This is a genomic window from Streptomyces sp. S.PNR 29 (assembly GCF_030386795.1).
Taxonomy (GTDB): domain Bacteria; phylum Actinomycetota; class Actinomycetes; order Streptomycetales; family Streptomycetaceae; genus Streptomyces.
The window spans coordinates 111,823-136,003 of the sequence record NZ_JANUQM010000010.1 but is presented as its reverse complement, the minus strand read 5'-3'; the positions used below and the strand labels follow the sequence as shown (position 1 = coordinate 136,003).

Here is a 24,181-nt window from a genome sequence, read left to right as displayed (position 1 = left end):
TGCACGCTCAGCGGCGTCAGTCCGCTTATCTGTTTCCCAGAGCAACCACGCTCTAGGAGCTGGCCCACGCTGAACGGGGGCGGACGTGGTCGCGGCACCGCAGCAGAAGGAGGAAGGAACACAGCCACTGTGATCTACGACGTAGTCAGCTCCGCGCTGGCCCCCGCCGCCCCGGCGCGGTCTGTCGTGCCCGACGAGCCCACTGCGCCGTGGTGCCGCGTGGGCACCGGCGCGGGCTTACACGCCCCGATCGACCACCGTTTCCCGCTCGCCGCTCCGCCCGCGGCGGGCACCTCCCGTACGGGAGGCCGCCGGTGAGCAGCCAGCCCGACACCACAGCGCAGACACTTGCCGAGTTGATCGCCGCCATGCCCGCCACGTTCTGGCGCTTCCACACTCGGTACGACCGCGCCTACTACGAATACAGCCGGATTCACCTGGGGGACGACAAGGCAGCTCGTCACCTGGTCAACATGGCCTTCGTCCACCTCGCGACGGTCTGGCCGGAGGTGGAGCGGAACCCGGGTGGTTACGCCTGGACGCTCCTCAAGCAGCGCGTAGCCGCAGAACTGGCCCTCCAGGGCCGCACTCCGTCCGCGAGGGAGACCCTGGCGTTCACCCGTGCGATACGTGCGGCCACGGCTCCGCTCCTGGACAGCTTCCGCTCGTCCTTCCGGGCCGCCTACGGGCAGCAGGTCGCCGAGCTCGAAGAGGGCCTGGAGCTGTACTGGCACATGACACGTCTGAGTGAGCGTCACTTCGACGTCCTGGTGCTGCGCGACGCCCTTGGCTTCGACACCAAGGACACCGCTCTGATCATGGGCGTCAGCGCGGCGACCGTCCGCTCCACGCGCCGGACCGCCAAGGACCGGCTGGCCGCGGCCATGGGCTGCCGGTTCGAGCCCCATTCCGACGAGTAAAGGAGAGAACGCCGTGTCCAGCACCCCGCGCAGCGTCGACGAAGTCCTGAGCCGTGCCCGCGTCTTCCAGGGCGAGTACACGCACGCCGATCTGGAGGCCGCCCGGCACGCGATCGCCCGGGAACTCGACGAGTTGCGCCGGGTGCTCCGGCCGGCCGGTGCACCCTCGCCGGCCGGCCGGCCGGTGGCCCTGCACGACCGCGCGGCACGCGATCTGCGGACGCTGTGCCGTGGCACCATCCGGCACCCCGGCGCCGCCGAGCACGTGACCGCCTTCGACACCACACGGGATCCGGACGGGGCGCTCGCCTTCGCCTGCCTGCTCCATCTCGCCGATGAGGAGGAGGGTGCTCAGTTCTGGTGGCAGTACGCGGCCGGAGCCGGGAACGTCACCGGGGCGCTGTGCCTGTACCTACTGCATCTGAGCCGCGGCGAGTTACGGGATGCCGAGCACTGGGCGAACCAGGTCAGCGACCTCAACGAACTCGACTGGAGCGAGTACCGGCCCGTCGAGCACCGAGCCGAGCCGGCCGGCGCCGACCCCCTGCTCGGCACTGCCGTCCGCTACACGCTGCCGCCCGGGCAGGGAGTGCCCGAAGCGGCGGTCAAAGACGCCGTGGCGCAACTGGACGCCCCCGACGCGGGCTTGGGCCCGATCCCCCAGCCCACCGCCGACCTCGCCGTGCACTGGCACGTGCTGGTCCCCGCATGACAGGCCGACGGGACGGACGCAACAGCGGAGCCGAGGTCCGCGCTGGACCTCGGCTCGATGGGACCATGTATGGATCAGATAGTGGGTATGGAGTACACAAGTCGCCTGCGAGATCCGGTGGCCGTCAGAGTCAAGGACGCCCGGGGCTGCCAGGTGTGTGTTCCTGCAGCGCTGTCGCTACCTGGGCCTGTGCTCGCGCGATGTAGGCCTCGCTCGCCGCCCGGAATTCGGCGCTGGCCACCCGTTCTCGCACATAGGCGTCCATGCCCTCCCTGATCACGGCGTTGGCGGTGGTGGACTGGACGGCCGCGATGGCCTGGATGCGATCGAGCAGTTGGCTGGGGAAGCGGACGGAGACCACAACCTGCCGATCTTTCTCCTCTGTCGTCCTGCGCTCGCTGGGCACGTGTCTTTCCCTTCGTCGGGGCCCGGATGCCCCGTTCGCGTCAGGGACGGGGCACGCCATTACCCGGTTCACGGATGCTGATGGCGCGTTCTGCGCAGCACCCTTGCTGACTGAACGCCCCACAGCGTAGGGCACTACAGCACTACGCGGTGTTCTGTAGCTCACATTCCCTCTGCGGACACAAGTTCTGAGTAACCGTCAGTGAGGTCGTGGGGTGTGGCTTACGACACTCACCCACTTCTTGAATGTCGACTCGTAGATGTAGTCGTACATGCCATGCTCTCGATGGACTACAAGTCGTCATCCAGTAGGGTGCACTACAGAGTGAAAGCTACCGGGCACGCCCCGTGTACGCCGCGCGCACGCGGGGCGTGCTCCCGAACCAAGGAGTTCACTTGGACCTCCCCTTTGAAGGTGACGGACTGCAGGACCCTTTCGGCGCCGACGGCATAACGGCGTGCGCCTCCCACACCGCCCTGCTGGAGCTGGACACCCTCGGACGCGAGGTCGCCCTCGGTCAGGACCTCACCCAGGACCTGCCGGACGACGAGAAACTCGAGAAGGTCATCGGCCTGCGCGATTTGTGGCAGCAGCCCGCCCGCAAACGCCCGCCCGCAGGCGTCCCGCGGCAGATCGGGAACTGGGACGCCCAGGCGACCCGGGCCAAGCTCCGCATCACCCGGGCCGTTCAGCGCCGGCTTCGCCAGGTGACCAACGTCTCCGGCAAGCCGATCACCGTGCTCGACTCGGACGGCACCCTTGAGGAGCGCACCGACGCGTTCCGTGCCTGCGTACGCGGGGACCGGCCGGTCGTCTCCGTGTCCGCGAGCGGCTGCTTCCGGCGCTGGCTGGCCACCGGCGACAGCACCGCGACATCGCTGTCGATCATCACCTACATTCCGGGCCGGCCCTTGTACGCGGCCACCGTCACCGTCAACACCGCGCTGCTGTCGGACTGTTCGGGCTCCTGGCGCCTCACCCTCGCGGACGGCTGGCAGGCCATGTCCGGCGAACCCATCGTCGCCGAACCCGACCCCGGCTTCATCGTGCTGCCCCGCTCCCTGGAACACCTCGCCCCCGGTCTGCGCAAGCACTATGAAGAACCGATCTTTCCGCGCGACACCAGCTCCGCCATCGCCCAGGCCGTTCTCGGCGGCGCCGTCCCCGTCGCCGTCCACTTCACCGAGCACGTCCTGAACTCGGCGATCTTCCCCGTCGCCGTCGGCCACGGCATGGTCGTCCGTGTCGATGACGGGCAGCTCATCGAGAAGCCCTGGGACGCCAGCCGCCACCTGTACAAGGCCCTCACGGGAGAGATCGCCTTCGGTGAGGAACACGTCATCGCCCGCGACATGTGGGCCATCCACCGCGTCACCCGGGTCCTCGCCCACGAACGGCAGCTGCAGGAGGACCTGCACCCCCTCGACGCGGGCCTCGCCGAAGACGACGACATCTTCGGCTTCCGCTTCGACGACGACCTCGATCAGGAGGACGACTGACCACCCGGACCAGACCCCCCGACACCCGCAGACCGAACCTGAACCGGCCAGTGAGCCACGGCCGCCTCCCCAAGGACAGCGCAATGACCGACCGTCTCGCCCTCGCTCCCGAGGACGTCACGTCCACCTCCGGGTGGCGCTTCAGCGTCATCCCGCCCAAGCAGGTGTGGGCCCGCTGGTACCGCACCGCCAGGGCGATCCGCCGCCCGGCGGGCAGCCTCGCTCTGCCCGCCATCGCGACCACCGCCACGCTGCACTTCACCCATGTCCTGCAGCACAGCGACAGCCTCATGGCCTTCGGCCTGACCACCCTCACCGTCGGCTACGACGCCGTCATCGCCGTCTGCCGCACCTGGCAGACGACCGCCCGTCAACCGCAGCAGAGCACGACGACCATCCGCCGGGCCGCTTGATCCGGCCCCGCCAGTTCGTCCTTCCCCACGTGCTCCGACACCCCGTCGGAGCACTTTCTGTGCCCGGGACGCACTGCCGCCCGGGACCCGATGCCGGGACAGGGGTCCAAGAACTCCGGACAACGGAAAGTGGTGGTCGGGATCGCTCCCGGCCACCACAGTGTTGGTGAATCGTTGGTGTCCGAGGGGGGACTTGAACCCCCACGCCCGATAAAGGGCACTAGCACCTCAAGCTAGCGCGTCTGCCATTCCGCCACCCGGACCAGGTGTCTGCCGCCTTGCCGGAGGGTTTCCCCGCAGCGACACGGACAACCATACCAAGCTTTCGGAGTGCCTTTCACCTGCGTTTCCGTCGCGCAGGCGCCGTCTCCGGCTGCGGGACACGGCCCGGCGGAGGGGTCACCGGAGGTGACCTGCCGGTCACGATCCGGTGCCCTTCCGGTCCTTCCGGGACCGGCGGCCCGTCACGGCATGAGCTGATGGTCGGGGAAGTTCCCAGCTCGCCGCCGACGAACGCCTGCGCCAGGACGCGCCGAGCCCGCCGAACAGTTCGTCGCGGTCGCCCCGGGAGCGCGCCCTGCCGTGGCCGACCTTGAACGCGCGGATCTGCGGCGCCAGTCGGTCGTACGTGGCCCGGTCGTCGGTGGACAGTGTGGCCACCAGGGCGCCGTTGGAGGCGTTCATGGCGGCCAGCAGCTCGGCCTCGGTGTCGACCAGGACGATGGTGTCGACCGGGCCGAACGGTTCCGCGTGGTGCAGCGGGAGGACGGCGGCGGGCCCAGGAGCGTGACCGGCTGGACGTAGGCCGCCGTGTCCTGGCCGGGCAGGCAGCGGGCGTCGGCCGGTTTGCCGCGGTGCAGCGGGACGGCGCCGCGGTCGATGGCCTCGCTGACCTGGACACCGGGCCGTCCAGCGGGGCCCGGCCGGCGACCATCGCTTCGATGCCGTCGACGTACCAGCGGACGCCGTCGATGGCCCGGTCGACGTCCGCCTGCGCGAGCCGCCAGGGCTTGCCGATCTCCCAGACCAGGAGGAGGGCGAGCAGCTCCCGGTGCTGGGTGAGGGCGTCGAGGGTGGCGGCGACCCGGGCGCGTCGCTCGTCGAGCGGGATGTGGCGCCAGGCGCGGTGCTGGTAGCGGTTCCAGGCGTCGGCCCAGGACGTGCCCGCTTTGAGGGTGAGGGTGGGTGCCATTGGTCTGCTCCGCTCTCGGTGCCCGGTCGAGAGAAAAGGGCCCGTTCAGACAAGAGACGTCACGCCCCGCTTCCCAGGGCGGCGAGTACGAGTCGCGCCGTTTCCGTCGGCGTCCGTCCGACGCTGACGCCGACCGCCTCCAGCGCCGCCTTCTTCGCCTGCGCCGTGCCGGACGAACCGGACACGATGGCGCCCGCGTGCCCCATGGTCCTGCCCTCGGGTGCGGTGAAGCCGGCGATGTAGGCGACGACCGGCTTGGTGACGTGCTCACGGATGTACGCGGCCGCGCGTTCCTCCGCGTCGCCGCCGATCTCGCCGATCAGGACGACGAGGTCGGTGTCGGGGTCGTCCTGGAAGGCGGCGAGGCAGTCGATGTGGGTCGTCCCGACGACCGGGTCGCCACCGATGCCGACGCAGGTGGAGAAGCCGATGTCGCGGAGCTCGTACATGAGCTGGTACGTCAGCGTGCCGGACTTGGAGACCAGGCCGATGCGGCCCGGCTTGGTGATGTCGGCCGGGATGATGCCCGCGTTGGACTGGCCGGGGGTGATCAGGCCGGGGCAGTTGGGGCCGATGATCCGGGTGCCCTTCTTTTTCGCGTACGCGGTGAAGGCGACGGAGTCGTGGACCGGGATGCCCTCGGTGATGACGACCGCGAGACCGATGCCGGCGTCGGCGGCTTCGACGACGGCCGCCTTGGCGAAGGCGGGCGGCACGAAGACGACGGTGACGTCGGCTCCGGTCGCCCGCATGCCGTCGGCCACCGACCCGAAGACGGGTACGGCGCGGTCGTGGAAGTCGACGGTGCGGCCGGCCTTGCGTGGGTTGACGCCGCCGACGACGTTCGTGCCGGCCGCGAGCATGCGCCGGGTGTGCTTCATGCCCTCGCCGCCGGTCATGCCCTGGACGAGGATCCTGCTCTCCTTGGTGAGGTGGATGGCCATGTCGTCCGGTCTCCTCAGGCTGCGGTGGCGAGTTCGGCGGCACGGCGGGCGGCGCCGTCCATGGTGGTGGCCTGCTGGACGAGCGGATGGGCGCGCTCGTCGAGGATGGCGCGGCCCCGGTCGGCGTTGTTGCCGTCGAGGCGCACGACGAGCGGCTTGGTCAACTGGACGGTGTCCAGGGCCTGCACGATGCCGTCGGCGACCGCGTCGCAGGCGGTGATCCCGCCGAAGACGTTGACGAGAACGGAGCTCACAGCCGGGTCGGAGAGGATGACCGAGAGCCCGTCCGCCATGGTCCGGGCGGATGCCCCGCCGCCGATGTCGAGGAAGTTGGCGGGCCGGGCACCGCAGCCGGCGACCACGTCGAGGGTGGACATGACCAGTCCGGCGCCGTTGCCGATGATGCCGACCTCGCCGTCCAGCTTGACGTAGTTGAGACCCTTCGCGGCTGCCGCCGCCTCCAGCGCGTCGCCGTGCGCCGCGTCCTCGGCGCCCCAGCGGGCCTGCCGGAAGCGGGCGTTGTCGTCAAGGGTGACCTTGCCGTCCAGGGCCATGATCCGGCCCTCTTTCGTGCGGACCAGCGGGTTGACCTCGACCAGGAGGGCGTCTTCGCGGACCAGTACCTCCCACAGGCGTACGAGCACGTCGACGGCCTGCGACGGCAGCCCGGCCGCCTCGGTGATCTGGGCGGCCTCAGCCGAGGTCACACCCTCGGCGGGGTCCACGGGAACGCGGGCGACCGCCTCGGGCCTGGTGGCGGCGACCTGCTCGATCTCCATGCCGCCCTCCGCGGAGGCGATCGCGAGGAAACGGCCGCTCGCCCGGTCCAGGACGTAGGAGACGTAGAACTCGGCCTCGATGTCCACGGGCTGGGCCAGCATCACCTTGCCGACGGTGTGGCCCTTGATGTCCATGCCGAGAATGTGGCGTGCCGTCAGCTCGGCGGCCGCGGGGTCCGCGGCGAGCCTCACACCGCCCGCCTTGCCCCGGCCACCGGTCTTCACCTGCGCCTTGACCAGGACACGGCCGCCGAGCCGGCGTGCGATCTCACGGGCTTTTCCGGGTGAGTCCGTCACCTCTGCCCGCGGCACCACGATGCCGTGTTCCGCGAAGAGTTCCGTTGCCTGGTGTTCGTACAGGTCCATTCCGGCTCCTGACTCAAAAGTGCCGCACGCCCCCTGGACACCACCCACCGGATGCGGGATAACAAGCTTCATACAGTATTCGTCGACTGTATGCAATGTACTGCGAGAGCGTGCCAACCCCCTAAGAAGGGACAGGACTTCGCCATGCCCGACGACACCCAGGACGTCATTTCCGGCGGTCATCTCGTGGCCAAGGCCCTCAAGGCCGAGGGGGTCGACCGCATCTACACCTTGTGCGGCGGCCACATCATCGACATCTACGACGGCTGCGTCGACGAGGGCATCGAGGTCGTCGACGTCCGCCATGAGCAGGTCGCCGCCCACGCCGCCGACGGCTACGCGCGCATCACCGGCAAACCCGGCTGCGCGGTCGTCACCGCGGGGCCCGGCACGACCGACGCCGTCACCGGTGTCGCCAACGCCTTCCGCGCGGAGTCCCCGATGCTGCTGATCGGCGGTCAGGGGGCCCTGAGCCAGCACAAGATGGGGTCGCTGCAGGATCTGCCGCACGTCGAGATGATGGCGCCGATCACCAAGTTCTCCGCCTCCGTGCCGGACACGGCCCGGGCGGCGGACATGGTGTCGATGGCGTTCCGCGAGTGCTACCACGGCGCGCCCGGGCCCTCCTTCCTGGAGATCCCGCGCGACGTGCTGGACGCCAAGGTCCCGGTGTCCAAGGCGCGTGTGCCGAGGCCCGGCGCCTACCGCGCCTCGACCCGCTCGGCCGGTGACCCGGAGGCCATCGAGAAGCTCGCCGACCTGCTGGTGCACGCCGAGAAACCGGCCATCCTGCTCGGCAGCCAGGTGTGGACGACGCGGGGCACCGAGGCGGCCGTCGAGCTCGTCCGCACGCTCAACATCCCCGCGTACATGAACGGTGCCGGCCGCGGCACCCTCCCGCCGGGCGACCCGCACCACTTCCAGCTGTCGCGCCGGTACGCCTTCTCGAACGCCGACGTCATCGTGATCGTCGGTACGCCCTTCGACTTCCGCATGGGCTACGGCAAGCGGCTGTCCCCGGAGGCGACGGTCGTGCAGATCGACCTCGACTACCGGACCGTCGGCAAGAACCGCGACATCGACCTCGGGATCGTCGGTGACGCCGGGCTGGTGCTGAAGTCGGTGACCGAGGCGGCCTCGGGGCGCGTCAACGGCGGCGCGTCGAAGCGGAAGGAGTGGCTCGACGAGCTGCGGGCGGCCGAACGGACCGCGATCGAGAAGCGGCTGCCGCAGTTGAAGTCGGACGCCTCACCGATCCACCCGTACCGGCTGGTCAGCGAGATCAACGAGTTCCTCACCGAGGACTCGGTCTACATCGGCGACGGCGGCGACATCGTCACCTTCTCCGGCCAGGTCGTGCAGCCCAAGTCGCCCGGCCACTGGATGGACCCGGGCCCGCTGGGCACGCTCGGCGTCGGCATCCCCTTCGTGCTCGCGGCCAAGCAGGCGCGGCCCGACAAGGAGGTCGTCGCCCTCTTCGGCGACGGCGCCTTCTCGCTCACCGGCTGGGACTTCGAGACCCTGGTCCGCTACGACCTCCCCTTCGTCGGCATCGTCGGCAACAACTCCTCCATGAACCAGATCCGCTACGGCCAGGCCGCCAAGTACGGCAAGGAACGCGAGCGGGTCGGCAACACGCTCGGCGACGTCCACTACGACAAATTCGCGCAGATGCTGGGCGGTTACGGCGAGGAGGTCCGCGACCCCGCCGACATCGGCCCCGCGCTGCGCCGGGCCCGCGAGTCCGGCAAGCCGTCGCTGATCAACGTCTGGGTGGACCCGGACGCGTACGCCCCCGGAACCATGAACCAGACCATGTACAAGTGAGGAGCGCTTGGCATGACCCACGCCTCGACCAAGGCTCTCGAAGGCATCCGCGTCCTGGACATGACGCACGTCCAGTCCGGGCCGTCCGCGACCCAGCTGCTGGCCTGGCTCGGCGCGGACGTCGTCAAGCTGGAGGCTCCGACCGGTGACATCACGCGCAAGCAGCTGCGTGATCTGCCGGACGTCGACTCCCTCTACTTCACGATGCTCAACTGCAACAAGCGGAGCATCACCCTCAACACCAAGACCGAGCGCGGCAAGGAACTCCTCACCGAGCTGATCCGGCGCTCCGACGTCATGGTCGAGAACTTCGGACCGGGTGCGGTCGACCGGATGGGGTTCACCTGGGACCGCGTCAAGGAGATCAATCCACGGATCGTCTATGCCTCCATCAAGGGGTTCGGCGAGGGTCCGTACACCGACTTCAAGGCGTACGAGGTCGTCGCGCAGGCCATGGGCGGGTCGATGTCGACCACCGGTTTCGAGGACGGGCCGCCGCTGGCGACGGGGGCCCAGATCGGGGACTCGGGCACGGGCGTCCACGCCGTGGCGGGCATCCTCGCGGCGCTGTACCAGCGGGAGCGCACCGGGCGCGGGCAGCGGGTGAACGTGGCCATGCAGCACGCTGTGCTCAACCTCTGCCGGGTGAAACTGCGCGACCAGCAGCGCCTGGCCCACGGCCCGCTCGCTGAATACCCCAACGAGGACTTCGGCGACGAGGTTCCCCGCTCGGGAAACGCGTCCGGCGGCGGCCAGCCCGGCTGGGCGGTCAAGTGCGCGCCGGGCGGACCGAACGACTACGTGTACGTCATCGTGCAGCCCGTCGGCTGGAAGCCCATCAGCGAGCTCATCGGCCGGCCGGAGCTGGCCGACGACCCCGAGTGGGCGACTCCGGAAGCCCGGCTGCCGAAACTCAACAAGATGTTCCAGCTGATCGAGGAGTGGTCCTCGACGCTCCCCAAGTGGGAGGTGCTGGAGCGGCTCAACGCCCACAACATCCCGTGCGGGCCGATCCTGTCCACCAAGGAGATCATCGAGGACCGGTCACTGGCCGCCAACGAGATGGTGGTCCGTGTACCGCACCCGGAGCGGGGCGAGTTCGTGACCGTGGGCAGTCCGCTCAAGCTCTCCGACTCCCCCGTCGAGGTGAGCAGTTCACCGCTGCTCGGCGAGCACAACGAAGAGGTCTACATCGGCGAGCTGGGCCTCGGTGACGAGGAGCTGCGCCTGCTCAAGTCGAACGGAGTGATCTGACGTGATGGCGGAAGACCGGGTGCTGAGGGTGCGCGCCCTCCTCGACTCCGTGCGGGCCGAGGGGCGGTGTGCGCTGACCGCGCCCGAGGGCAAGGTGCTCGCCGACGCGTACGGGATCGCCGTACCGGGCGAGGAACTGGCGACCGACGTCGACGAGGCCGTGGCGTACGCGGCGCGCTTCGGCGGGCCCGTCGTGATGAAGATCGTCTCCCCGGACATCCTGCACAAGACCGACGCCGGCGGAGTGGTCGTCGGGGTCGAGGGCGCCACCGACGTACGGGCCGCGTTCTGCCAGATCATCAAGAACGCGCGCGCGTACGACCCCGAAGCCCGCATCGAGGGCGTACAGGTGCAGGAGCTGCTCCCCAAGGGACAGGAGGTCATCGTCGGCGCGGTCACGGACCCGACGTTCGGGAAGGTCGTGGCCTTCGGGCTCGGCGGGGTTCTCGTCGAGGTGCTCAAGGACGTCACGTTCCGGCTCGCGCCCGTGGACGCCGACGAGGCGCTGTCGATGCTGGACTCGATCCGGTCGGCGGAGATCCTGCACGGGGTGCGCGGGCAGGCCGGCGTGGACCGGTGGGCGATCGCCGAGCAGATCCGCCGGGTGTCCCAACTGGTGGCGGACTTCCCGGAGATAGCCGAGGTGGACCTCAACCCGGTGATCGCCACCGCGGAGGGGGCGGTGGCGGCCGACATCCGGGTGATCCTCTCCACCGAGGCTCCCAAGGAGCGCAGGCGCTACACGCGCGAGGAGATCCTCACCTCGATGCGCCGCCTGATGCAGCCCGCCTCGGTCGCCGTGATCGGTGCCTCCAACGAACAGGGCAAGATCGGCAACTCGGTGATGCGCAACCTCGTCGACGGCGGCTTCTCCGGGGAGATCCACCCGGTGAACCCAAAGGCCGATGACATTCTGGGCCGCAAGGCGTACAAGAGTGTCACCGACGTCCCCGGTGAGGTGGATGTGGCGGTCTTCGCGATCCCCGCCAAGTTCGTGGCCTCGGCCCTGGAGGAGGTGGGACGCAAGAAGATCCCGAACGCCGTGCTGATCCCCTCCGGCTTCGCGGAGACCGGCGAGCACGAACTCCAGGCGGAGATCGTGGCGATCGCCGAGCGGCACGGCATCCGGCTGCTGGGGCCGAACATCTACGGCTACTACTCGACGTGGCAGGACCTGTGCGCCACGTTCTGCACGCCGTACGACGTCAAGGGCGGGGTGGCGCTGACCTCGCAGTCCGGTGGCATCGGGATGGCCATCCTGGGCTTCGCGCGCACCACGAAGACGGGTGTGTCGGCGATCGTGGGCCTCGGCAACAAGTCGGACCTGGACGAGGACGACCTGCTGACCTGGTTCGGGGAGGACCCGCACACCGAGTGCATCGCCATGCATCTGGAGGACCTGAAGGACGGGCGTGCCTTCGTGGAGGCGGCGCGGGAGACCGTGCCCAAGAAGCCGGTCGTGGTTCTGAAGGCGGGGCGTACGGCGGCGGGCGCGAAGGCCGCGGGTTCGCACACCGGTGCGCTGGCCGGGGACGACGCCGTGTACGACGACATCCTGAAGCAGGCCGGTGTCATCCGGGCCCCCGGGCTGAACGAGATGCTGGAGTACGCGCGCGCGTTGCCGGTGCTTCCGACTCCTCAGGGCGACAATGTCGTGATCATCACGGGCGCGGGCGGCAGCGGTGTCCTCCTGTCGGACGCGGTGACCGACAACGGGTTGTCGCTGATGGAGATCCCGCCGGACCTGGACGAGTCCTTCAGGAAGTTCATCCCGCCCTTCGGGGCCGCGGGCAACCCGGTGGACATCACCGGGGGCGAGCCGCCGTCGACGTACGAGGCGACGATCCGGCTCGGCCTTGAGGACCCGCGCATCCACGCGCTCGTCCTCGGCTACTGGCACACCATCGTCACGCCTCCCATGGTCTTCGCCGAGCTCACCGCGCGCGTGGTGGCCGAGTTCCGGGAGCGGGGGATCGAAAAGCCGGTGGTGGCGTCACTCGCGGGCGACGTCGAGGTCGAGGAGGCCTGCCAGTACCTGTACGAGCGGGGGGTCGTGGCGTACCCGTACACGACCGAGAAGCCGGTGGCCGTGCTCGGGGCGAAGTACCGGTGGGCGCGGGCGGCGGGACTGTTGGGGGGCGGTTCATGAGGTGAGTGACGACGGGGTCGGCCGACGGTGCGCGTCGGCCGGCCCCAGGACCCGAGCGCGCACGAAAGGCATTGGACAGGGGGCGCTGGCCAGAACTTTCGACGCAAGGGGTGCAACAGGTCATGACAACGACCGATCTACCGACCTCGGTTTCCTACCGTGAGGTGACCGACGCCAACGGACGCGTCTACCGTCTCGGTGAGACCGACATCGACATCATGGGCCGCAAACGCAAATGGATGGTCATCCTGCCGTGGGTCGGCATGATGGGCATCAGCTCGGCCGAGTACGCGTTCGCGTCCGCCGAGGACACTCTGCACACGGCGCACCACTGGAGCAGTGCGCACATCTTCTGGATGCTGGGCGTCTGGGTCTTCTTCCAGGCGGCGGTGGCCTTCCCCGCCGGCAAGCTCCGGGAGAGCGGCAGACTTCCCGCCCGCTGGGCGATGATGCTCGGCGCGCTCGGCACGCTGCTGGGGTATCTCTCGCTGGCGTTCGCACCGCACGTGATCGTCGCGTACGTCGGCTTCGGCATGTTCAGCGGCATGGGCGCGGGCATGGTCTACGCGACGTGCGTGAACATGGTCGCCAAGTGGTATCCGGAGCGCAAGGGAGGCAAGACGGGGTTCGTGAACGGCGGTTTCGCCTACGGCTCCGTACCGTTCGTCTTCCTCTTCACCGGCTACATGGACCTCACCAACTTCCGCTGGGTGCTGGTCTCGGTGGGCGTCTTCCTGGCCGCGACCGTGGCGGTGGCGGGCTATTTCTTCCGTGACCCGCCGAAGAACTGGTGGCCGGCCGACATCGACCCGCTGAAGAAGCCCGACGACGCACGTGCCCGGCGCGCACTGGAGAAGAACCCGCCTGCCGTGCACCAGTACACCCCCATGGAGGCGTGGCGGACCGGCCGCGTGGCTCTCATGTGGTTCTGTCTGCTGTGCACCTCGGGCGTGAACATCTTCGGTATCGCCTTCCAGGTGCCCTTCGGTGACGAGGCGGGCTTCGCGGGCGGCATCGTGGCGACCGCCATGTCCCTGAAGGCCATCGTGAACGGTACGGGCCGCGGGGTCATCGGCTGGCTGTCCGACCGATACGGCCGCAAGCAGTGCCTGATCTTCGTCTGCGTCGTCCTCGGACTGGCGCAGTACGGCATTCTCTTCTCCGGGAACATCGGCAATCTGCCGTTGTTCCTGCTGTTCTCGTCGATCTCCGGTTTCGGCGGCGGCGCCATCTTCCCGATGTTCGCCGCGATGACCGCCGACTACTTCGGTGAGAACAACAACGCTTCCAACTACGGCCTGGTGTACTCGTCCAAGCTGGTCTCCGGTCTGCTGGGCTCCGGTATGGGAGCCGTGGTGGTAGGGGCCTGGGACTACGCCGGCGCGTTCGTCCTGGCGGGCTCGATCTCCCTGTTCGCGGGCTTCGTGGCCCTGTTCCTGCACCCGCCCGGGCGTCCCAAGGCCAAGCGCATCGTTCCGAACCCGCAACCGCTCGGCGAGGAGATGGCGTGACATGACGGTAGGACGTCGGGTTCGGCCCTCTGGTGGCGGCGTCGTCGATGGGCGTCATGGCGGTCATCAACGGCATCGGCCGCGGCGCGGTCGGCTGGCTGTCCGACCGGTGGGGCCGCAAACCCACCCTGGTGTTCGTCATCGTCGTCCTGGGGCTCGCCCAGTTCGGCGTGATCTGGGCCGGTGACCTCAGGAGCGAGTGGCTGTTCCTGTTCTTCGCGTTCCTCTCCGGCTTCGGCGGCGGACTGGGCTCCATGGTGGTCGCCGCCTGGGGTTACGACGCTGACCGGGCCGCACGCCAGGAGGCCCTCCCCGGTGGGCGAATCCCAGGGGTCGTCGCAACACAGTGGGGCCTTCTGGCGTCCTCAGGGTGCCGCCGGACGGGCCGTCGTCCCGGAGCGTCGCTGCAGGGCTCGACGAGCCCTCGAACCGGCTCAGTTGCCGAACGCCGCGTCGAAGGAGGCCGACGGCGGTTCGAAGTCGTACGCCTTGAGGCGGCCCAGAGCCTCTGGCGCGCCCTGGAGCCGGTCCATACCGGCGTCCTCCCACTCGACGGAGATGGGGCCCTGGTAGTCGATGGAGCGCAGCATCCGGAAGACGTCCTCCCAGGGGACGTCACCGTGGCCGGCCGACACGAAGTCCCAGCCGCGGCGCGGGTCACCCCACGGCAGGTGCGAGCCCAGGCGGCCGTTGCGGCCGTCGAGGCGCCTGCGGGCCTCCTTGCAGTCGACGTGGTAGATCCGGTCGCGGAAGTCCCACAGGAAGCCGACCGGGTCGAGGTCCTGCCACACGAAGTGCGACGGGTCGAAGTTGAGGCCGAAGGCGGGGCGGTGGCCGACGGCCTCCAGGGCCCGCTGAGTGGTCCAGTAGTCGTAGGCGATCTCGCTCGGGTGCACCTCGTGCGCGAACCGCACGCCCTCCGCGTCGAAGACGTCCAGGATCGGGTTCCAGCGCTCGGCGAAGTCCGCGTAGCCCCGCTCGATCATCGACTCGGGTGCGGGCGAGAACATGGCGACCAGGTGCCAGATGGCGGAGCCGGTGAACCCGATGACGGTGTCCACGCCGAAGGCGGCCGCGGCGCGCGCGGTGTCCTTGATTTCGGTGGCGGCGCGCTGCCGTACGCCTTCCGCCTCGCCGTCGCCCCAGATGCGGGCGGGCAGGATGGCCTGGTGGCGTTCGTCGATGATGGCGTCGCAGACGGCCTGGCCCACCAGGTGGTTGGAGATGGCCCAGCACTTCAGGCCGTACTTTTCGAGGAGCTGATGCCTCGACCGCACGTAGGAGGCGTCACTCAGGGCCTTGTCGACCTCGAAGTGGTCGCCCCAGCAGGCCAGTTCGAGACCGTCGTAACCGAAGTCGCGGGCGAGGCGGCAGACCTCCTCCAGGGGGAGGTCCGCCCACTGTCCGGTGAAGAGCGTGAACCTGCGCGGCATGCCGTGTGCGCCTCCTCAGGCGGCTATGGGGGTGTAGACGGAGTTCTTCCCGGCGCTCTCCTCCACCGCCGCCAGCACGCGCTGCACCTGCAGCCCGTCGGCGAAGGAGGGTTCGGGCCGGCGGCCCTCGGCGACGGCGTGGACCAGGTCGCGGGCCTGATGGACGAAGGTGTGCTCGTAGCCGAGGCCATGACCCGGCGGCCACCAGGCGTCCAGGTAGGGGTGGTCGGGTTCGGTGACGAGGATGCGGCGGAAACCGGCGTGCGCCCCCGGCTCGGTACCGTCGTGGTACGACAGCTCGTTGAGGCGCTCCAGGTCGAAGGCGAGGGAGCCGCGCTCACCGTTGAGCTCGATGCGCAGGGCGTTCTTGCGGCCGGTGGCGTAACGGGTGGCCTCGAAGGAGGCGAGGGCACCGGAGGGGAAGCGGCCGGTGAACAGGGCGGCGTCGTCGACGGTGACCTGCCCGGTGCCGTCGGCCGGGGCGGCGGACAGGCCCTGCACGACACCGCCGGGCAGGGGCCGCTCCCGTACGAAGGTCTCCGTGAGCGCCGAGACGCCCGCCAGGTGCTCTCCCGTCAGGTACTGCGCGAGGTCGACGATGTGCGCGCCCAGGTCGCCGAGGGAGCCGGAGCCGGCCTGCTCCTTGCGCAGCCGCCAGGTCAGCGGGAACGACGGGTCGACGAGCCAGTCCTGGAGGTACGTCACCCGCACATGCCGCAGCACCCCGAGGCGGCCCTCGGCCACCATCCGCCGGGCCAGCGCGGCGGCGGGCACCCGGCGGTAGTTGAAGCCGACCATCGCCAACCGGCCGTTTTGCTGTGCCGTCTCAGCGGCGCGGGCCATCGCCTCGGCTTCCGCGACGGTGTTCGCGAGGGGCTTCTCGCACAGGACGTGCTTGCCCGCGGCCAGCGCGGCCAGCGCGATCTCGGCGTGACTGTCGCCAGGGGTGCAGATGTCGACGAGGTCGATGTCGTCGCGTTCGACCAGGGCACGCCAGTCGGTCTCGGCCGCCGCCCAGCCGTGCCGGTCCGCCGCCGAGCGTACGGCGTCGGCGTCCCGGCCGCAGATCGCGGCCAGCACCGGGCTGAGCGGCAGGTCGAAGACGCGGCCCGCGGTGCGCCAGCCCTGGGAGTGGGCGGCGCCCATGAAGGCATAGCCGACCATGCCGACGCGCAGGGGTGGCTTGCCTGCCCCGGTCCCTTCCGACTGCTGCTGCGGCTGTGCCATGCGGAGTGTCCTCCTCGTCCTCGTCGGGGGTGTGGGAGTGCGGGCGGAACAGGTCACTGGAAGCCCGGGCACATGTCACTTGAAGCCGGTGGGCAGGTACTGGTCGACGTTGGTCCTGTCGACGACGGCCGAGTAGAGCGTGAGCGACGCCGGGATCTCGTACTCGGCGAGGCCGCCGACGCCCTTGCCCTGGCCGAGGGCGCGGGCGAGGTCGATCGCGGAGGCGGCCATGGTCGGCGGGTACAGAACGGTCGCCTTCAGCACGCCGTCGTCCTGCTTGATGGCCTGGAAGGCGGAGAGGGCGCCCGCACCGCCGACCATCAGGAAGTCGTCGCGCCCGGCCTGCTCGATGGCGCGCAGCGCGCCCACGCCCTGGTCGTCGTCGTGGTTCCACAGGGCGTCGAACGTCGACTGTGCCTGGAGCAGTTGGGCCATTTTGGCCTGCCCGGACTCGACGGTGAAGTCGGCGGCCTGGCGGGCGACCTTCTTGATGTTGGGGTAGTTCTTCAGGGCGTCGTCGAAGCCCTGGGTGCGCTGCCTGGTCAGCTCCAGGTTGTCCAGTCCCGCCAGTTCGATGACGCGGGCGTTCGCCTTGCCCTTGAGCTTCTCGCCGATGTAGTGCCCGGCGTTGAGGCCCATGCCGTAGTTGTCGCCGCCGATCCAGCAGCGGTAGGCCTGCGGGGTGTTGAAGATCCGGTCGAGGTTGACGACGGGGATGCCCGCGCGCATGGCCTTCAGGCCGACCTGGGTGAGCGCCTTGCCGTCGGCGGGCAGCACCACCAGCACGTCGACCTTCTTGTTGATGAGGGTCTCGATCTGCCCGATCTGCTGGGCGGTGTCGTTGGAGCCCTCGGTGATCTCCAGGGTGACGTCCGAGTACTTCTCGGCGCGGCTCTTGGCGTTGTCGTTGATGGCGTTGAGCCAGCCGTGGTCCGCCTGCGGACCGGCGAAGCCGATGGTGACCTGCTTGCCGGACCGGTCGTCGGCGGCGGGCCGGCTGCTGCCGGCCGGCTCATCGTTGCCGGAGTCCTTGGGTTCGTTGCTCGTGCACCCTGCGAGGAGCGCACCGGCGGAGACGGCGGCGGTCCCGAAGAGCAGTCCTCTGCGACTGGTGAGCTCTGTCATGGCGGTGAACCCTTTCCTCAGGTCGTGCTCGCGGTACGGCGCTGGACCAGCACGGCGGCGACGATGATCGCGCCCTTGGCGATCTGCTGGACGTCGCTCTGCAGGTTGTTCAGGGCGAAGATGTCGGTGATCGTGGTGAAGATCAGGACGCCGAGCACGGAGCCGGTGATGGTGCCGCGGCCTCCGGTGAGGAGCGTGCCGCCGATGATCACGGCCGCGATGGCGTCGAGCTCGTACAGGTTGCCGTTGGTGTTCTGACCGGAGCCGGACAGGACGATCAGCAGGAAGGCGGCGACGCCGCAGCACAGACCGGACAGCAGGTAGAGGTACAGCCGCTGGCGGCGGACGTCGATACCGGCCAGCCGGGCCGCCTCCGCGTTGCCGCCGACGGCGACGGTGCGGCGCCCGAAGGTGGTGCGGTTGAGCATCAGCCCGCCGATGACCGTGACGACGGCGAAGACCAGGACCAGCGGAGGAACACCGAGCACGTACGCGTCACGCTCACCGAGGTCCAGGACGGAGGTCACCGTGACGATCTGCGTCCTGCCGTCGGTGATCTGCAGCGCGAGCCCGCGTGCCGAGGCCAGCATGGCGAGGGTGGCGATGAACGGGACCACCCCGCCGTACGCGATGAGCAGGCCGTTGACCAGTCCGCAGCCCACCCCGACGGCGACCGAGGCGAAGAGGATGCCGCCGAAGCCGTACTCCTGGGTGGCGACCGTGGTCGCCCACACCGAGGCGAGGGCGACGATCGCGCCGACGGAGAGGTCGATGCCGCCGGAGGTGATGACGAAGGTCATGCCGACGGTGACGACGCCGATCACGGAGGCCTGGGTGAGGACGAGCTGGAGGTTGCGGGTGTCCAGGAACTCGTCCGGCTTGGTGATCCCGCCGATGAGGATCAGTCCGGCGAGGACGCCGAGCAGGGAGAGGGTGCGGACGTCCGCGCGGCCGAGGAGGGCACGCCATGCGGGGGGCGGGCCGGGCTGCGGCACCTGGTCGGCGCTGTCCCGGGGCGGGGAGACGGGCTGCGTCATGATGCCGGGCTTCCTTCCATGACGAGGTCGAGTACGCGGTGTTCGTCGAGCTCACGGGCGGGCGCCTCGTGCACGACCCGCCCCTCGCGCAGCACCAGCACGCGGTCGGCGAGGCCGAGCACCTCGGGCACCTCGCTGGAGACCAGCAGGACGGCGAGGCCTTCGTCGGCGAGTCGGCGGACGACCGCGTACAGCTCGGCGCGGGCGCCGACGTCGACGCCGCGGGTGGGTTCGTCGAGCAGCAGCACGCGGCAGCCGCGCAGCAGCCAGCGCGCGAGGACGGCCTTCTGCTGGTTGCCGCCGGACAGGGCGCGCACGGGCACGGACGGGTTGTCGGGGCGCAGCGACAGCTCGCGGGTCGCGGCCCGCGCCGCGCCCAGTTCGGCACGGCGGTCGATCCAGCCGCCGCGGGAGAAGCGGGACAGGGAGGAGACCGACACGTTGCGGGTGACGGACTCCAGCATCAGCAGTGCCTGTGCCTTGCGCTCCTCGGGGGCGAGGCCGAGGCCGGCACGGACGGCGGCGCGGACGCTGCCGGGCCGCAACGAGCGCCCGGCGACGAGGACTTGACCGGCCGTGGGCTTGCGGGCTCCGTAGATCGTCTCCAGGATCTCCGAGCGTCCCGAACCGACCAGCCCGGCGAGACCGACGATCTCTCCCGGACGCACCGAGAGGTCCAGGGGCTCGAACTCGCCGTCCCGGGCCAGCCCTCGCACCTCCAGCAACGGCTTCCCGGTCGCGGCCTTCGGCTCAGGCCGCTGCGGGAAGACGTACTCCACGTTCCGCCCGGTCATCAGCGCGACCACCTCACGGGTCGGTGTCGTCTTCGCGGGCAGCCCGACCGCGACCGCGCGCCCGTCCTTCAGCACCGTCACCCGGTCGCCGATACGGCGGATCTCCTCCAGGCGGTGCGAGATGTGGACGACGGCGACTCCGTCGGCGGTGAGGTCGGTGACGACGCGGAAGAGGTTGTCGACCTCGTCCGGGTCGAGGGCGGCGGACGGCTCGTCCATCACGATGAGCCGTACGTCGTGGGAGAGCGCCCGCGCCATGGACACGATCTGCTGCAGCGCCGCCGGCAACTCCCCCACCCGTCGGGCCGGGTCGATCTCCGGGTGCCCGAGGCGCCGCAGCAGGGCGGCTGCCGATGCCTTCGCCGCCTTCCTCCGTACGACGAAACCGGCGGCGGTCGGCTCATGGCCGAGGTGGACGTTGTCGGCCACCGACAGGTGCTGCACCAGGTCCAGTTCCTGGTGGATGGTGGCGATGCCGAGGCGCATGGCGGCGATGGGCGAGCGGAGGGTGACGGGTTCGCCACGCCAGCTGATGGTGCCCGTGTCGGGCTGGTGGGCGCCGGCCAGGACCTTGATGAGGGTCGACTTCCCGGCCCCGTTCTGGCCGAGCAGGCAGTGCACCTCACCGGCCTGGACGTCGAGGTCGACGCCGTCGAGGGCCCGGACCCCGGGGAACGACTTGGTGATGCCGGACATGCTGAGCAGCGGTGGTTCGGGTGCCATGTGTGTTCCCCTTGGCTGGCGTGCGGGCCGGTTCAGGGCGCCTGCGGGCAGGCGTTTTCAGACAGGCGTTCTCAGGAAGGGCGGAGCAGGGCGCCGTGCGGGTGCTGCGTACGCGGTACCGGGACGCGTACTTACGCGGGTGAGAAGAGGTGGTCGCTGATGAGCCTGGCCGCGCCGATGACTCCGGCGGTGGGGCCGAGCTCTCCCAGGACGATGGGCAGGTTGCCGGTCGCCAGCGGCAGCGACTGGCGGTAGACCTGGGTGCGGATCGCGGCGAGCAGGGTGTGGCCGAGGCCGGTCACGCCGCCGCCGATCACGACCAGGCCCGGGTTGAAGAAGCTGACCAGGCCGGCGATGACCTGGCCGGTGCGGGTGCCGCCCTCGCGGATCAGGTCGAGGGAGGTGGCGTCGCCCGCGGCGGCCGCGGCGGCGACGTCCACGGCGGTCAGGGCGCCGTTCGTCTCCAGGCGACCGGCGAGTTCGGCCGAGAGGCCCTGCTGGGCGGCCTCCTTCGCGTCGCGGGCGAGGGCCGCTCCGCTGAAGTGGGCCTCCAGACAGCCCCGGTTGCCGCAGGCGCACGGGCGGCCGTCGGGCACCGCCTGGATGTGCCCGATGTCGCCCGCGCTGCCCGTCGTACCGCGGTGGACGCGTCCGCCGACGACGATGCCGCAGCCGATGCCGGTGCCGATCTTGACGCAGAGGAAGTCGGCGACGGTGCGGGCGACGCCCGCGTGCTGCTCCCCCAGTGCCATCAGGTTCACGTCGTTGTCGACCATGACCGGGCACCCCAGTTCCTGACTGAGCGCCTCCCGCACGGGGAAGCCGTCCCAGCCGGGCATGATCGGCGGGGCCACCGGGACGCCTTCGGGGAAGCGGACGGGGCCCGGGACGCCGATGCCGGCGCCGTCGAAGCCCTCCGCGTGCCCCGAGGCCTTCAACTTCGCGGCCATGGACAGGACTTGCTCGAAGACCGCGACCGGGCCCTCGCGTACGTCCATGGGCTGGTCGAGGTGCCCGAGGATCTCCAGTTCGGCGTTGGTGACGGCGACGTCGACCGACGTCGCGCCGATGTCGATGCCGAGGAAGCGCAGGCCGGGGTCGAGGCGGATGTTGTGCGAGCGGCGGCCGCCGCGGGAGGCGGCGAGCCCGTCGGCCACGACCAGCCCCGTCTCCAGCAGCCGGTCCACCTCCACGGCCAGCTTGGACCGGGAGAGGTCGACCTGGTCGCCCAGCTGGGCGCGGGAGTGGGGGCCACCGTCGCGCAGCAGTTTCAGCAGCCGGGCCTGGTGGGCGTTCGCGGGCCGTGCCGTCATGCGTCTCACGAACCCCTCCCCGCCTCGATCGGCCTGTGCGCGCCGGTTTCCCGCCACTTCCGTGGCTTGCTTTTCAAGGGAACGTAGCAGCGGCCAACGGCTGGGGGAAGAAGTCGCGCAGGAATTGGCCTTACTTTCTCCACTCACAGGACAAAGACTCGTCGTGCGTGCCTTACCTCCCGGGTCATCGACCACGGCCGGGAACCGGGACATGCTGGAGCGGCCCGTGTTGCCGCACCGAGAGGTTCCTCATGCCCGACAGCCCGAACGTCCCGAGCCCGGAAGCGCTGTTGGCCGCGGTCCCGTTCGCCGGAGAACTGGGCATCTCCCTTCAGGAGGCCGGTGCCGCCCGCGTCGAGGCGACCCTGCCCTGGGCCGCAGGCCTGTGCACGCTGGGCGGTGTGCTGCACGGCGGGGCTCTGATGACGCTCGCCGACACGGCCGGCGCGGTGTGCGCGTTCCTCAACCTGCCGCCGGGCGCGAGCACGTCGACGGTCGAGTCGAAGACGAACTTCTTCCGCGCCGTGCGGTCGGGCGTGGTCCGCGCCGAGGCGCGGCCGGTGCACGTGGGCCGCTCCTTCGTCGCGGTCCGGACGGACCTGTACGACGAGGACGGCGGCCTGGTGGGGCAGACGACGCAGACGCAGGCGGTACTCGCGGCCGGCTGAGCGCGAACGGCCAGGCCGGCCCGACCGAACGAGACCTAGGAACGCGAGCGCTCGTGGTACGAGCGCCGGGTGTGCTCGGTGTGTTCGCGCATCAGCTGCGTGGCGCGCTGCTCGTCGCGGTCGGCGATCGCGGCGATCAGTTCGCGGTGTTCGATCCAGGACTGCCGGCCGCGCTGCCGGGCGATCGGCGTGTAGTACCAGCGCACCCGGCGGTCGACCTGCCCCGCGAGTTCGGCGAGGACCGCGTTGCCGGCGAGTTCCATGACCTTGGCGTGAAAGCGGGCGTTCATGGCGACGGCGCCGTCCACGTCGTCGGCGGCGACGGCCCGCTCGCCCTCCTCGCACAGCTCCTCCAGGACGGCGATGCCCGCGCTGCCCGCGTTCGCGGCGGCGAGCCGCGCGGCCTCGGCCTCCAGGAGCGTACGGACCGTCAGGAGCTGGTCGGCCTCCTCCTCCGTGGGCTCGTGCACGAACGCGCCCTGGGCGGGCCGCAGATCGACCCACCCCTCGGTGTTCAGCCGCTGCAGCGCCTCGCGGACCGGCTGCCGGGAGACGCCGAGGTGGCCGGCGAGTTCGCTCTCGACGAGATGCTGGCCCGGCTGGAGCGCGCGCGTGGTGATGAGTTCGAGCAGGGCCTCATAGACGCGGTCCCGCAGCGGTCCGGGTCGTTCCAGCTTGGGCACCGCCCCCTGCGGCAGTCCTGTCGACAACATCGCGGTCCCCCTCCTCGGCAGGGCCGTGCACGGCAGCCGGCAAGCCGGAGTGGCCGTAGGCGTGACGGTAAGGACAGTATCGATTGTCTTTCGTCTACAGTCTACGGCGCGCATGAGCCAGGGGGACGGCGCGTCGGGCTCGTCGCACCGCGTGCGGCGCGGCCGCTCAGGGGCAGCGGACGACCTGGCCGGCGTATGACAGGTTGCCCCCGAACCCGAAGAGCAGCACCGGGTCGCCGGTGGAGATGCGGCCCTGCTCCAGCAGCTTGGAGAAGGCGAGCGGGATGCTGGCCGCCGAGGTGTTGCCGGACTCGGACACATCGCGCGCGACAACGGCGTTGACGGCTCCGATCCGCTGGGCGAGGGGCTCGATGATGCGCAGGTTCGCCTGGTGCAGCACGACCGCGGCGAGGTCCTCCGGCGCCAGTCCCGCCCGCTCGCACGCCCGGCGGGCCAGCGGCGGCAGCTGGGTGGTCGCCCAGCGGTAGACGCTCTGCCCCTCCTGGGCGAACCGCGGGGGCGTGCCCTCGATCCGCACCGCCTGCCCCATCTCGGGCACCGACCCCCACAGTACGGGCCCGATCCCCGGCTGCCCCGAGGCCTCCACGACGGCGGCCCCCGCCCCGTCGCCGACGAGCACACAGGTGGTGCGGTCGGTCCAGTCGGCCACGTCGGACATCTTGTCGGCCCCGATGACGAGTGCGCGGCTCGCCGCGCCGGCGCGGACGGTGTGGTCGGCGGTGGCGAGGGCGTGCGTGAAGCCGGCGCACACCACGTTGACGTCCATCGCGGCCGGCTGCGGGATGCCGAGCCGGGCCGCGACCCGGGCGGCCGTGTTGGGCGAGCGGTCGATGGCGGTGGAGGTCGCCACCAGGACCAGGTCGATGTCCGCGGGGGCGAGGCCCGCCGTCGCCAGGGCCTTGGCGGCGGCGTGCGCGGCGAGTTCGTCGACCGGCTCGTCGGGCCCGGCGATACGGCGGGTGCGGATGCCCACCCGGGTGCTGATCCACTCGTCGCTGGTGTCGACCATGCCCGCCAGGTCCTCGTTGGTGAGTACCTTGGCGGGCTGGTAATGGCCGACGGCGGTGATGCGCGAGCCGTTCATGGGTGGTTCCCCCTCGTTGCCTCAGGTCACGGGTTCACCAGTGTGATCAGTGACTCGCGGGTACGACGGCA

20 protein-coding genes, 1 tRNA gene and 2 pseudogenes are annotated in these 24,181 nt (G+C 70.2%); 10 read left to right on the top strand and 13 right to left on the bottom strand.

What is annotated here, in order from left to right:
* The first annotated feature begins 314 nt into the window (after positions 1-314).
* Both NW895_RS26100 and NW895_RS26095 read left to right on the top strand, forming a co-directional pair.
* Complete coding sequence (locus tag NW895_RS26100) at positions 315-920, top strand: sigma-70 family RNA polymerase sigma factor (protein WP_289938501.1); 606 nt, start codon at positions 315-317, stop codon at positions 918-920.
* 13 nt (positions 921-933) lie between these two features.
* Positions 934-1,632 (top strand): hypothetical protein, encoded by a 699-nt coding sequence (locus NW895_RS26095; protein ID WP_289938500.1) that lies wholly within the window; start codon positions 934-936, stop codon positions 1,630-1,632.
* A 130-nt stretch (positions 1,633-1,762) separates the two neighbouring features.
* On the opposite strand, the gene NW895_RS26090 is transcribed toward NW895_RS26095, so the two are convergent.
* Positions 1,763-2,038 carry a hypothetical protein gene (locus NW895_RS26090; RefSeq protein WP_289938498.1) on the bottom strand — a complete coding sequence of 92 codons (276 nt, stop codon included), beginning with the start codon at positions 2,036-2,038 and terminating at the stop codon, positions 1,763-1,765.
* Between the two features lie 395 nt (positions 2,039-2,433).
* On the opposite strand from NW895_RS26090, the gene NW895_RS26085 reads away from it, so the two are divergent.
* Both NW895_RS26085 and NW895_RS26080 read left to right on the top strand, forming a co-directional pair.
* The gene (locus tag NW895_RS26085; protein WP_289938496.1) at positions 2,434-3,537 is read left to right on the top strand and encodes a hypothetical protein; all 1,104 of its coding nucleotides are present in this window, start codon (positions 2,434-2,436) and stop codon (positions 3,535-3,537) included.
* A gap of 83 nt (positions 3,538-3,620) precedes the next feature.
* Complete coding sequence (locus tag NW895_RS26080; RefSeq protein WP_289938494.1) at positions 3,621-3,950, top strand: hypothetical protein; 330 nt, start codon at positions 3,621-3,623, stop codon at positions 3,948-3,950.
* Between the two features lie 175 nt (positions 3,951-4,125).
* Here the strand turns inward: NW895_RS26080 and NW895_RS26075 are convergent.
* The 4 genes and pseudogenes from NW895_RS26075 to sucC form a co-directional block, all read right to left on the bottom strand.
* A tRNA-Leu gene (locus tag NW895_RS26075) sits at positions 4,126-4,213 on the bottom strand.
* A gap of 233 nt (positions 4,214-4,446) precedes the next feature.
* Positions 4,447-5,142, bottom strand: a pseudogene (locus NW895_RS26070) (aldehyde dehydrogenase family protein); the annotation flags it as partial.
* A 59-nt stretch (positions 5,143-5,201) separates the two neighbouring features.
* Positions 5,202-6,086 carry a succinate--CoA ligase subunit alpha gene (gene sucD / locus NW895_RS26065; RefSeq protein WP_289938493.1) on the bottom strand — a complete coding sequence of 295 codons (885 nt, stop codon included), beginning with the start codon at positions 6,084-6,086 and terminating at the stop codon, positions 5,202-5,204.
* Positions 6,087-6,100: 14 nt separating this feature from the next.
* Positions 6,101-7,231 (bottom strand): ADP-forming succinate--CoA ligase subunit beta, encoded by a 1,131-nt coding sequence (sucC, locus tag NW895_RS26060; RefSeq protein ID WP_289938492.1) that lies wholly within the window; start codon positions 7,229-7,231, stop codon positions 6,101-6,103.
* Positions 7,232-7,375: 144 nt separating this feature from the next.
* Between sucC and NW895_RS26055 the strand changes: the two genes are divergently transcribed.
* The 5 genes and pseudogenes from NW895_RS26055 to NW895_RS26035 form a co-directional block, all read left to right on the top strand.
* Positions 7,376-9,058 carry a thiamine pyrophosphate-binding protein gene (locus NW895_RS26055; protein WP_289938490.1) on the top strand — a complete coding sequence of 561 codons (1,683 nt, stop codon included), beginning with the start codon at positions 7,376-7,378 and terminating at the stop codon, positions 9,056-9,058.
* Positions 9,059-9,070: 12 nt separating this feature from the next.
* Positions 9,071-10,312, top strand: a complete 1,242-nt coding sequence (gene frc, locus NW895_RS26050) for a formyl-CoA transferase (protein ID WP_289938489.1) — start codon at positions 9,071-9,073, stop codon at positions 10,310-10,312.
* Between the two features lie 4 nt (positions 10,313-10,316).
* Positions 10,317-12,461: an acetate--CoA ligase family protein gene (locus NW895_RS26045; protein ID WP_289938487.1), complete on the top strand. Its 2,145-nt coding sequence runs from the start codon at positions 10,317-10,319 to the stop codon at positions 12,459-12,461.
* Positions 12,462-12,583: 122 nt separating this feature from the next.
* Positions 12,584-13,972, top strand: a complete 1,389-nt coding sequence (locus NW895_RS26040; protein WP_289938485.1) for an OFA family MFS transporter — start codon at positions 12,584-12,586, stop codon at positions 13,970-13,972.
* Between the two features lie 11 nt (positions 13,973-13,983).
* Positions 13,984-14,253 (top strand): annotated as a pseudogene (locus NW895_RS26035) (MFS transporter); the annotation flags it as partial.
* A gap of 153 nt (positions 14,254-14,406) precedes the next feature.
* Here the strand turns inward: NW895_RS26035 and NW895_RS26030 are convergent.
* The 6 genes from NW895_RS26030 to NW895_RS26005 all read right to left on the bottom strand — a co-directional run bounded on the left by NW895_RS26030 (position 14,407) and on the right by NW895_RS26005 (position 21,624).
* Positions 14,407-15,405: a sugar phosphate isomerase/epimerase family protein gene (locus NW895_RS26030; protein WP_289938482.1), complete on the bottom strand. Its 999-nt coding sequence runs from the start codon at positions 15,403-15,405 to the stop codon at positions 14,407-14,409.
* A gap of 15 nt (positions 15,406-15,420) precedes the next feature.
* Positions 15,421-16,632 (bottom strand): Gfo/Idh/MocA family oxidoreductase, encoded by a 1,212-nt coding sequence (locus tag NW895_RS26025; protein ID WP_289938480.1) that lies wholly within the window; start codon positions 16,630-16,632, stop codon positions 15,421-15,423.
* A gap of 75 nt (positions 16,633-16,707) precedes the next feature.
* Positions 16,708-17,757: a substrate-binding domain-containing protein gene (locus NW895_RS26020; RefSeq protein ID WP_289938478.1), complete on the bottom strand. Its 1,050-nt coding sequence runs from the start codon at positions 17,755-17,757 to the stop codon at positions 16,708-16,710.
* A 17-nt stretch (positions 17,758-17,774) separates the two neighbouring features.
* On the bottom strand, positions 17,775-18,794 hold the full coding sequence (locus NW895_RS26015) for an ABC transporter permease (protein ID WP_289938477.1): 1,020 nt from the start codon (positions 18,792-18,794) through the stop codon (positions 17,775-17,777).
* On the bottom strand, positions 18,791-20,311 hold the full coding sequence (locus NW895_RS26010) for a sugar ABC transporter ATP-binding protein (protein WP_289938476.1): 1,521 nt from the start codon (positions 20,309-20,311) through the stop codon (positions 18,791-18,793). Before NW895_RS26010 ends, NW895_RS26015 begins: the two co-directional genes overlap by 4 nt.
* A gap of 131 nt (positions 20,312-20,442) precedes the next feature.
* Positions 20,443-21,624: an ROK family transcriptional regulator gene (locus NW895_RS26005; RefSeq protein WP_289938737.1), complete on the bottom strand. Its 1,182-nt coding sequence runs from the start codon at positions 21,622-21,624 to the stop codon at positions 20,443-20,445.
* A gap of 251 nt (positions 21,625-21,875) precedes the next feature.
* Between NW895_RS26005 and NW895_RS26000 the strand changes: the two genes are divergently transcribed.
* Positions 21,876-22,292, top strand: a complete 417-nt coding sequence (locus tag NW895_RS26000; protein WP_289938475.1) for a PaaI family thioesterase — start codon at positions 21,876-21,878, stop codon at positions 22,290-22,292.
* A 35-nt stretch (positions 22,293-22,327) separates the two neighbouring features.
* Here NW895_RS26000 and NW895_RS25995 read toward each other — a convergent pair whose 3' ends face one another.
* Positions 22,328-23,005: a GntR family transcriptional regulator gene (locus NW895_RS25995; RefSeq protein ID WP_289938474.1), complete on the bottom strand. Its 678-nt coding sequence runs from the start codon at positions 23,003-23,005 to the stop codon at positions 22,328-22,330.
* Between the two features lie 166 nt (positions 23,006-23,171).
* Positions 23,172-24,110 carry a beta-ketoacyl-ACP synthase III gene (locus NW895_RS25990; protein WP_289938473.1) on the bottom strand — a complete coding sequence of 313 codons (939 nt, stop codon included), beginning with the start codon at positions 24,108-24,110 and terminating at the stop codon, positions 23,172-23,174.
* Between the last annotated feature and the right edge of the window lie 71 nt (positions 24,111-24,181).

Excerpts from the sequence above, each read along its gene's own strand:
- NW895_RS26000 (WP_289938475.1), top strand. The coding sequence starts at position 21,876 with ATGCCCGACAGCCCGAACGTCCCGAGCCCGGAAGCGCTGTTGGCCGCG.
- NW895_RS26080 (WP_289938494.1), top strand. The coding sequence starts at position 3,621 with ATGACCGACCGTCTCGCCCTCGCTCCCGAGGACGTCACGTCCACCTCC.
- NW895_RS26010 (WP_289938476.1), bottom strand. The coding sequence starts at position 20,311 with ATGGCACCCGAACCACCGCTGCTCAGCATGTCCGGCATCACCAAGTCG.
- NW895_RS26005 (WP_289938737.1), bottom strand. The coding sequence starts at position 21,624 with ATGACGGCACGGCCCGCGAACGCCCACCAGGCCCGGCTGCTGAAACTG.
- NW895_RS26045 (WP_289938487.1), top strand. The coding sequence starts at position 10,317 with ATGGCGGAAGACCGGGTGCTGAGGGTGCGCGCCCTCCTCGACTCCGTG.
- NW895_RS26020 (WP_289938478.1), bottom strand. The coding sequence starts at position 17,757 with ATGACAGAGCTCACCAGTCGCAGAGGACTGCTCTTCGGGACCGCCGCC.
- NW895_RS26015 (WP_289938477.1), bottom strand. The coding sequence starts at position 18,794 with ATGACGCAGCCCGTCTCCCCGCCCCGGGACAGCGCCGACCAGGTGCCG.
- NW895_RS26055 (WP_289938490.1), top strand. The coding sequence starts at position 7,376 with ATGCCCGACGACACCCAGGACGTCATTTCCGGCGGTCATCTCGTGGCC.
- sucC (WP_289938492.1), bottom strand. The coding sequence starts at position 7,231 with ATGGACCTGTACGAACACCAGGCAACGGAACTCTTCGCGGAACACGGC.
- NW895_RS26030 (WP_289938482.1), bottom strand. The coding sequence starts at position 15,405 with ATGCCGCGCAGGTTCACGCTCTTCACCGGACAGTGGGCGGACCTCCCC.
- NW895_RS26025 (WP_289938480.1), bottom strand. The coding sequence starts at position 16,632 with ATGGCACAGCCGCAGCAGCAGTCGGAAGGGACCGGGGCAGGCAAGCCA.
- frc (WP_289938489.1), top strand. The coding sequence starts at position 9,071 with ATGACCCACGCCTCGACCAAGGCTCTCGAAGGCATCCGCGTCCTGGAC.
- NW895_RS26040 (WP_289938485.1), top strand. The coding sequence starts at position 12,584 with ATGACAACGACCGATCTACCGACCTCGGTTTCCTACCGTGAGGTGACC.
- NW895_RS25995 (WP_289938474.1), bottom strand. The coding sequence starts at position 23,005 with ATGTTGTCGACAGGACTGCCGCAGGGGGCGGTGCCCAAGCTGGAACGA.
- NW895_RS25990 (WP_289938473.1), bottom strand. The coding sequence starts at position 24,110 with ATGAACGGCTCGCGCATCACCGCCGTCGGCCATTACCAGCCCGCCAAG.
- sucD (WP_289938493.1), bottom strand. The coding sequence starts at position 6,086 with ATGGCCATCCACCTCACCAAGGAGAGCAGGATCCTCGTCCAGGGCATG.